Source organism: Enterobacter sp. Lyrl_3 (genome assembly GCF_051948675.1).
Lineage (GTDB): Bacteria > Pseudomonadota > Gammaproteobacteria > Enterobacterales > Enterobacteriaceae > Enterobacter > Enterobacter cloacae.
The window spans coordinates 1-8,236 of record NZ_JAYJLI010000036.1 but is presented as its reverse complement, the minus strand read 5'-3'; the positions used below and the strand labels follow the sequence as shown (position 1 = coordinate 8,236).

The 8,236-nt window shown below is 53.9% G+C and carries 7 protein-coding genes and 1 riboswitch; of the genes, 2 read left to right on the top strand and 5 right to left on the bottom strand.

From position 1 onward, the window contains the following. Window positions 1–268: 268 nt before the first annotated feature. Entirely contained in the window at window positions 269–1,150 is an 882-nt protein-coding gene (gene murI / locus VF709_RS24465; protein ID WP_038420807.1) for a glutamate racemase, read from the bottom strand. Then, complete coding sequence (btuB, locus tag VF709_RS24460; protein ID WP_045294688.1) at window positions 1,095–2,948, bottom strand: TonB-dependent vitamin B12 receptor BtuB; 1,854 nt, start codon at window positions 2,946–2,948, stop codon at window positions 1,095–1,097. Before btuB ends, murI begins: the two co-directional genes overlap by 56 nt. A gap of 66 nt (window positions 2,949–3,014) precedes the next feature. Then, window positions 3,015–3,190: riboswitch (cobalamin riboswitch) on the bottom strand. 104 nt (window positions 3,191–3,294) lie between these two features. Here btuB and trmA point away from each other — a divergent pair. Continuing rightward, window positions 3,295–4,395, top strand: a complete 1,101-nt coding sequence (trmA, locus tag VF709_RS24455; RefSeq protein WP_013099295.1) for a tRNA (uridine(54)-C5)-methyltransferase TrmA — start codon at window positions 3,295–3,297, stop codon at window positions 4,393–4,395. A gap of 79 nt (window positions 4,396–4,474) precedes the next feature. On the opposite strand, the gene VF709_RS24450 is transcribed toward trmA, so the two are convergent. Together VF709_RS24450 and fabR are read right to left on the bottom strand one after the other, a co-directional pair. Next, the gene (locus VF709_RS24450) at window positions 4,475–4,834 is read right to left on the bottom strand and encodes a YijD family membrane protein (RefSeq protein WP_008501783.1); all 360 of its coding nucleotides are present in this window, start codon (window positions 4,832–4,834) and stop codon (window positions 4,475–4,477) included. A 9-nt stretch (window positions 4,835–4,843) separates the two neighbouring features. Further along, on the bottom strand, window positions 4,844–5,482 hold the full coding sequence (gene fabR / locus VF709_RS24445; RefSeq protein ID WP_008501784.1) for an HTH-type transcriptional repressor FabR: 639 nt from the start codon (window positions 5,480–5,482) through the stop codon (window positions 4,844–4,846). 196 nt (window positions 5,483–5,678) lie between these two features. Between fabR and sthA the strand changes: the two genes are divergently transcribed. Then, complete coding sequence (gene sthA / locus VF709_RS24440; protein WP_014833741.1) at window positions 5,679–7,079, top strand: Si-specific NAD(P)(+) transhydrogenase; 1,401 nt, start codon at window positions 5,679–5,681, stop codon at window positions 7,077–7,079. On the opposite strand, the gene oxyR is transcribed toward sthA, so the two are convergent. Beyond that, on the bottom strand, window positions 7,062–7,979 hold the full coding sequence (gene oxyR, locus VF709_RS24435) for a DNA-binding transcriptional regulator OxyR (protein WP_014833742.1): 918 nt from the start codon (window positions 7,977–7,979) through the stop codon (window positions 7,062–7,064). The two genes, sthA and oxyR, sit on opposite strands and share 18 nt — an antisense overlap. Between the last annotated feature and the right edge of the window lie 257 nt (window positions 7,980–8,236).

Here is an 8,236-nt window from a genome sequence, read left to right as displayed (position 1 = left end):
ATTAAGAATCCATGTCACTTTGAGTGCCCACACAGATTGTCTGATAAATTGTTAAAGAGCAGTGCAACGCGGCTTTCGCTCACCGTTGCGAGGTCCCGTATAATACGTTTTCCTCATTCAGAGTCAAGTGATTATTTTCACTTTTCTCTGTCGGCATTCATCTCTGAACCCCGCTAACCCGGCGGCTTGCAAGCCGTTGTTCCGTGTCAGTGGAGGCGCATTATAGGGAGTTCTCAGACGTTGACAACCCCTCTTTAAAAAAAAACGTTCAACCGTCTCTTTTTTGCTCAAAACCGTGCTGCAGCGCGAGTTTTTCGAGCGTTTCAAACCCATAACGGCGCAAAACGGGTAAAAGTTGTTCAGTCTCGTCTGTTAGTGCCATACAAAACGCGATATTCGCATCGGCAGATTTGGCATCCGGCGCTTCATGTTCCAGCAGCCAGGCAGTACGACGGGCAATAGCCGCACCGGAATCCACCAGACGCGTCCCCTCCGGCAGTACTTCTAACAATTCTTCCTGTAAGAGCGGGAAATGAGTGCAGCCCAATACGACGGTATCCGGCGGTTCCGGCATACGCAGCCACGGGCGAAGAATACGACGCAGCTCCTCAAGTGGCACTGTCTTGCCATGCAGCTTCGCTTCAGCCATCTCCACCAGCTCTGCCGAACCGAGCATCGCGATCTGACATTCATTGGCAAAACGATCGATCAATTCACGCGTATAAGGACGCTTCACCGTGCCGCGCGTAGCCAGCAGACCCACAATACCATTCGCAGTCAGGCGCGCAGCAGGCTTTATTGCGGGAACCACGCCCACAACCGGGAACTGAAATTTTGCGCGCAAGGCTGGCAGCGATACCGTGCTTGCCGTATTACAGGCGATGACCGCCAGCGCCAGAGGATAACGCTGCTGTACCGCGGTGACGATTTCAACGACACGCTCAACAATAAAGTCCTCGCTCTTCTCCCCATAAGGGAAAGCGACGTTATCGAAGGCGTAGATATAATGGAGATCCGGCAGGAGATGCCGAATCTCATCATAGACCGAAAGCCCACCGACGCCGGAATCAAATACCAGCACGGTGGGACGCGGATTAGAAGGTGTAGCTGCCAGACAAGGTGTATTCCCGTCCTGCAGTTTGGTAGCCATAAACTGTCTCGTAATCTTTATCGAACAGGTTGGCTATTTTACCACGAACTGTAAGGTGAGAGGTGACAGGATATGAAACTGCGACATCCCACAGGCTTACCCCGCCCATTTTCACGCGTTCTGACGCATACGTGTCTGGATCGATTGCGACATCATAGCGGGTGCCGAGGTAACGGTAAGCGAGGTTCCAGTCGAGATCCCATACCTGCCAGTCAAGTTGATACTTAACCTGCTGCTTAGAACGGCGGGCCAGCACTTCATGAGTTTTGGCGTTACGCGGGTCAACATAATCATAGGAGATCTGATGTCCAACCGGTCCAGTTTCGAACTGTGCCGTCGCTTCCACACCTTTAATACGCGCTTCGTCAACGTTGTAGTACCGATACGTATGCGGATCGCTGCTGATCAGGTTATCAATATCATTACGATAACCGGTGATACGCCAGTTGACCGGTCCCGTCAGGCCTTCAAAGCCCCCTTCCCACTGTTTACTCTCCTCCGGTTTAAGGTTCGGATTTCCGTAAGAAGCGCTGTGGATCTGGCTCATCGTCGGTGCTTTAAAAGCGGTGCCGTAGGAGGCAATCACGCGATAGCCATCCACAAACTCCCACGCTGCGCTGGTTTGCCACGTGCCATGGTTGCCAAAGTTGGAGTTGTCGTCATTACGCGCCGCCGCTTCCAGCGTCACGCTGTTGAACTGCTGCATCGCAGACGCGAACACGCCGGTATTACGTTGCTCGTAACCTTTTTCCAGGTAACCGGTCCCGGCCTGCGTCTTCTGCTTTTGCCAGTCCAGGCCTGCACCGATATTGCCATGGCCGACTTCTATAGTGTTGAGCCATTGGGTGGTGTACTGCTTCACGTCATCCATGGTTGCGGAATCAGCGTAGCGCCCTTTCTTCGGATCATAGTTCTGATCTTTACTGCGGCCGTAACCCGCCACCAGCTGTGACTGGAAAATCCCCTGGCTGTAACGCAAACCGGTATCCCAGTTCTGGCTGTAAAGCTGGCGAGTATCAGGTCGTCCATCCACCATAAAATTGGCGTCGTAATGATCGTAACCGTCATACGCGGTGCGGTTGTCATAACCAAAGCCACGGAAGAACCCGCTCACGCTGTCGGTAATTTGCTGTTCCACGGAGCCGTACAGCGATTTACTCATAAAACCATCGCGGTCAGGCTGGCGCGGCGCATCCTGGGCAGCAATATCAAAGCCGCGGGTATAGGTGTAGTTACCCGCCATAGTGATTTTGGTTTTATTCAGCACCTGCTGGAAAGCGCCATCATAGGTCTGGTAGCCCTTAGAGCCGACGCCCGCTGAGATTTCCGCACCCGGCTTATCACGCCCGGTGATGATGTTAATCACGCCGCCAATCGCGTCGGAGCCATACAGCGCAGAACGCGGGCCACGGACGTATTCGATTCGCTGAATCAGCGAGGTTGGGATTTGGCTCAGATCGGGAACGTTGCTAATCCCGGCGCTGTTCAACGGTACACCGTCAATCAGGACCAGAACATGACGGGATTCAGTGCCGCGAATAAAGGTAGAAGAGGTGGCACCCAGGCCACCGCTTTGCGCGATATCTACGCCCGGCAGACGTGACATAATCTCCACAACGCTCTTTGCCTGCCAGCGCTCAATATCTTCACGCGTCACCACGGACGTCGGTGCCAGAACTGTTTTTGCCGGTTGTTCAAAACGATTTGCTGTCACCACCAACGAGTCAGCGCTATCCTGCGCCCAGCCCGAAAATGCCGTAACGGACAGCGCCGTTAACAGCGATACTTTTTTAATCATTGTTAAAGCATCCACAATATAAGAAGGATGCCGCAGGCCTCATCTATAGCACGCGATGATGAAACCAAATGCGACGTGATCCCGGCAGGTCTTCGGGCTGGGTGGCGTTTTGTGGATGAAGACTTCCCATTTTCACAGTGTCTGCAACTCTCATCCCGCCAGTCTTTACCGCTGCGCGTCAGCTCCAGATTTACACTGGATTCCCTTTTCACTCTCAGGAGACCGGAAACAGAATGCTACAATTAGACACGTATAGATGTCCAGATAGCTATTAGCCATTAAATCTGGACATCCACTGCACAATCCCTACAATCCCCGCGTAATTCTTTATCACTCAGGACGTATCATGACCCCCGAACACCTCCCGACAGAACAGTACGACGCACAGCTGGCAGAGAAAGTTGTCCGCCTGCAAAGTATGATGACGCCTTTCAACGCGCCCGTTCCTGAGGTGTTCCGTTCCCCCGTCAGCCACTACCGTATGCGCGCCGAGTTCCGCATCTGGCACGATGGCGACGACCTGTATCACATCATTTTCGATCAGCAGACTAAATCCCGTATCCGGGTCAACAGCTTCCCGGCGGCGAGTGAGCTGATTAACCAGCTCATGACTCTGATGATTGACGGTGTGCGCAACAACCCGGTGCTGCGCCATAAGCTGTTCCAGATTGACTACCTGACCACCCAAAGCAATCAGGCCATTGTCTCTCTGCTGTACCACAAGGCGCTTAACGACGAGTGGCGCGAGCAGGCAGAAGCGCTGCGCGATGCGCTACGGGCGCAAAACATCAACGTTCACCTGATTGGCCGCGCGACAAAAACCAAAATCATGCTGGATCAGGATTACATCGATGAGCGCCTGTCGGTGGCAGGAAAAGAGATGGTTTACCGTCAGGTAGAGAACAGCTTCACCCAACCTAACGCGGCGATGAACGTGCAAATGCTGGAGTGGGCGCTGAAAGCGACCGAAGGGTCAAAGGGCGATCTGCTTGAGCTGTACTGTGGGAATGGCAACTTCTCGCTGGCACTGGCGCGCAATTTCGAGCGCGTACTGGCAACGGAAATTGCCAAACCGTCCGTTGCGGCCGCGCAGTACAACATTGCCGCCAACCATATCGACAACGTGCAGATTATTCGTATGGCAGCAGAAGAATTTACGCAGGCCATGAACGGCGTGCGCGAATTTAACCGTCTTGAGGGGATCGATCTGAAGGGCTATCAGTGCGAGACGATTTTTGTCGATCCGCCGCGCAGTGGCCTGGACAGCGAAACCGAGAAGATGGTGCAGGCATACCCGCGTATTTTGTACATTTCCTGTAACCCGGAAACGCTGTGCAAAAACCTGGAAACATTAAGCCAGACGCACAAGGTTGAACGTCTGGCGCTGTTCGATCAGTTCCCGTATACGCACCATATGGAGTGCGGTGTTTTACTTACCGCACGGTGATCTGTAGGCCGGATAAGCGTAGCGCCATCCGGCGTTTTTGGCAGGTGGCGCTTCGCTTACCTGCCCTACAAATAATTCCTTACTCCGGCAACTGGCTCTTGCGGCTGCGCATGCGAGAGCCAATCCAGAACACCAGCGCCACAGACAGAACAGCAGGGAAGAAGTTAGAGCCGATATCCGGGTACTCTGCGCGCACCACCGTGCTGTACAGCAACACACCCAGAATAAAGCAGGCAGCGGCCAGGCCCGGTAACCCCACCGGCATGGTGCGGTTCAGATAACGCTGGTGCAGGCAGTAAACCGTCAGCACCAGGGCGATAAGCGGGAAAATCGAGAAGGGTACGATGGAGCTAAAAATAGCGGCAAACGTACCATTAATGGATAAGCCAGCGATCAATGCCAGCAACAGCGTCCCTTTATCCTGACCTGACTGTTTCATTACTCACCTTCACTCTTCGGTTTGATGTGCCAGTTTCTCTTGTTCACGGCGATACCAGTAGTACGCACCTTTGGAGATCATCCTGAGCTGCAATACCAGTCGCTCTTCGAGTTGCTTACGTTGTTCAATGCTGACATCCAGCGCTTCGGCACCTGCACTGAAAACAATCGTCACCATTGCTTCAGCCTGTGCTTCGGTGAACGCACGCGGCATATGGTTTTCGAGTTCAAGATAGTCGGCAAGTTCCGCAATGAAATGCTGAATTTCACGCGCGACAGCGGCACGAAATGCCGCTGACGTTCCTGAACGCTCGCGCAGCAACAGGCGAAACGCGTTGGGGTTATTGCCGATAAATTCCATAAAGGTCGACACGGAGGTACGGATAACGCTACCGCCTTTCGCGATACGCTGCCGCGCCTGGCGCATCAGCTGGCGCAGCATGAGCCCACTCTCGTCGACCATGGTCAGACCCAGTTCATCCACATCACGGAAATGGCGATAGAAGGACGTTGGCGCAATCCCGGCCTCGCGTGCGACTTCACGCAGGCTCAAACTGGCAAAACTCCGCTCAGCACTCAGTTGACTGAATGCAGCTTCCACCAGCGAACGCCGGGTTTTCTCTTTTTGTTGTGCTCTTACGCCCATCACGATAGTTGAATCCTTCCAAAGGTCTGATGGCACTATACCAGAGAATAAAATTAATCTGTTTACCTGGCTTTGTGAATGATTGTTTACGCGCGCTTTGTGCTCCACTGCCGGAAAAAAGCACAACGATAATTGGGTTACCCTGGCAATGATGTTATGATTCTGTTGCTTTTATGTATAAGAACAGGTAAGCCTTGCCATGCCACATTCCTACGATTACGACGCAATAGTTATTGGTTCCGGCCCCGGCGGCGAAGGCGCTGCTATGGGTCTGGTAAAACAGGGAGCCAGAGTAGCGGTCATTGAGCGCTACCATAATGTTGGCGGCGGTTGCACCCACTGGGGCACCATCCCTTCCAAAGCCCTCCGCCACGCCGTTAGCCGCATTATTGAATTTAACCAGAACCCTCTTTACAGCGACCACTCCCGACTTCTTCGTTCCTCTTTTGCCGATATCCTGAATCACGCAGATACCGTTATTAACCAGCAGACACGCATGCGTCAGGGTTTTTACGAGCGTAACCATTGCGAAATTCTTCAGGGTAACGCGCATTTTGTGGATGAACATACGCTGGCGCTGGAGTGTCACGACGGTTCGGTTGAAACCCTCACCGCTGAAAAATTTGTTATCGCCTGTGGTTCCCGCCCGTATCATCCGGCAGACGTGGATTTCTCCCACCCGCGCATTTACGACAGCGATTCCATCCTCAGCCTGCACCATGAACCTCGCCATGTGATTATCTATGGCGCGGGGGTGATCGGGTGTGAATATGCGTCTATCTTCCGCGGAATGGATGTCAAAGTTGATCTGATTAACACGCGCGACCGCCTGCTGGCTTTCCTGGATCAGGAGATGTCAGACTCGCTCTCCTACCACTTCTGGAACAGCGGTGTGGTGATTCGCCACAACGAAGAGTACGAGAAGATCGAAGGCTGCGACGACGGCGTGATCATGCATCTGAAGTCCGGCAAAAAGCTGAAAGCCGACTGCCTGCTGTATGCTAACGGCCGTACCGGTAACACCGATTCACTGGCGCTGGAAAACATCGGTCTGGAGACGGACAGCCGTGGTCAGTTGAAGGTTAACAGCATGTACCAGACTGCCCTGCCGCACGTTTACGCGGTCGGTGACGTGATTGGTTATCCGAGCCTCGCTTCCGCGGCCTATGACCAGGGGCGCATTGCTGCGCAGGCGCTGGTAAAAGGCGAAGCAACGGCGCATCTGATCGAAGACATTCCAACGGGGATTTACACCATTCCGGAAATCAGCTCCGTGGGGAAAACCGAGCAGCAGCTGACCTCCATGAAGGTGCCTTACGAGGTGGGTCGCGCCCAGTTTAAACATCTGGCACGGGCACAAATTGTTGGCATGAGCGTGGGAACGCTGAAGATCCTGTTCCATCGCGAGACGAAAGAGATCCTCGGTATTCACTGCTTTGGTGAACGCGCGGCGGAAATCATTCATATCGGCCAGGCGATAATGGAGCAAAAAGGTGGCGGTAACACCATTGAGTACTTCGTTAACACCACCTTTAACTACCCGACCATGGCGGAAGCCTATCGGGTCGCCGCGCTGAACGGTTTAAACCGCCTGTTTTAACGCGTTGTCAAAATGGCCATCCATCGCACCACGGATGGCCTCTGCCAGCTGCTCATAGCGGCTGCGCAGCGGTGACCCCGGACGATAAACCAGACCTATAGTACGACGTGGCTCTGGTTTAATGCACGGCAGGTAAACCACACCGTCGCGTTTACGCTCACGCGGCACGGCCAGCGCAGGCAGCAACGTAATACCACTTCCCGCCGCCACCATATTACGCAGCGTTTCCAGGCTGGTTGCGCGGAAATGGGTATCTTCATCCGCTCCCGCTTCAAAACAGAAGCCCATCGCCTGATCGCGCAGGCAGTGGCCATCTTCCAGCATCAGCAGCTTTTCACCGGCCAGATCGGCCATCGGCACGCGATCGCGGTTCGCCCACGGGTGATCTTCGTAGATCGCCAGCATCATCGGCTCGTCAAACAGCGGCACTTCGATAAAGGCTTCGCTCTCTTTTACCAGCGCCAGAATGGCGCAGTCGAGCTTGCCGCTATCTAACTGTGCCAGCAGCTGATGGGTTTGCGCTTCATGCAGATACATTTCGAGTTTCGGGAACGTCTGGTGCAGCATCGGAATGATGTGCGGCAGAAGGTACGGACCAACGGTTGGGATCAGGCCAATATGCAGCGGGCCGGACATGGTCTCCCCTTGCTGACTTGCCATTTCCTTGAGCACTTTGACCTCGCGCAGCACGGTGCGCGCCTGATCCACCAGCAGCAAACCCGCCTGAGTGAACAGCACTTTACGACTGGTGCGCTCCAGCAGCATCACGCCCAGCTCGTCTTCCAGCTTGCGGATCTGACCGCTCAGCGTAGGCTGGCTGACGTGGCAGGAATCTGCCGCACGGCGAAAGTGGCGATGCTCGGCTAACGCTACCAGGTATTCAAGATCACGAATATTCATTATTCATCCTCCGTCGCCACGATAGTTCATGGCGATAGATAGCATAGCAACGAACGATTATCCCTATCAAGCATTCTGTTGAATAATACACCACATAGACGAGGCGGCACGTGTTTGACCCTTGACGTCCCCGCACCGTCAGCGAGTTTCTCTCAAAACTCGAACAACTAAAGCCAACGTGAACTTTTGCGGACCCCGTGGTCCGCTTTTTTTTGCGTAAAAAAGCCCGGCGTTACGCCAGGCTTCGTTTTTCCCCT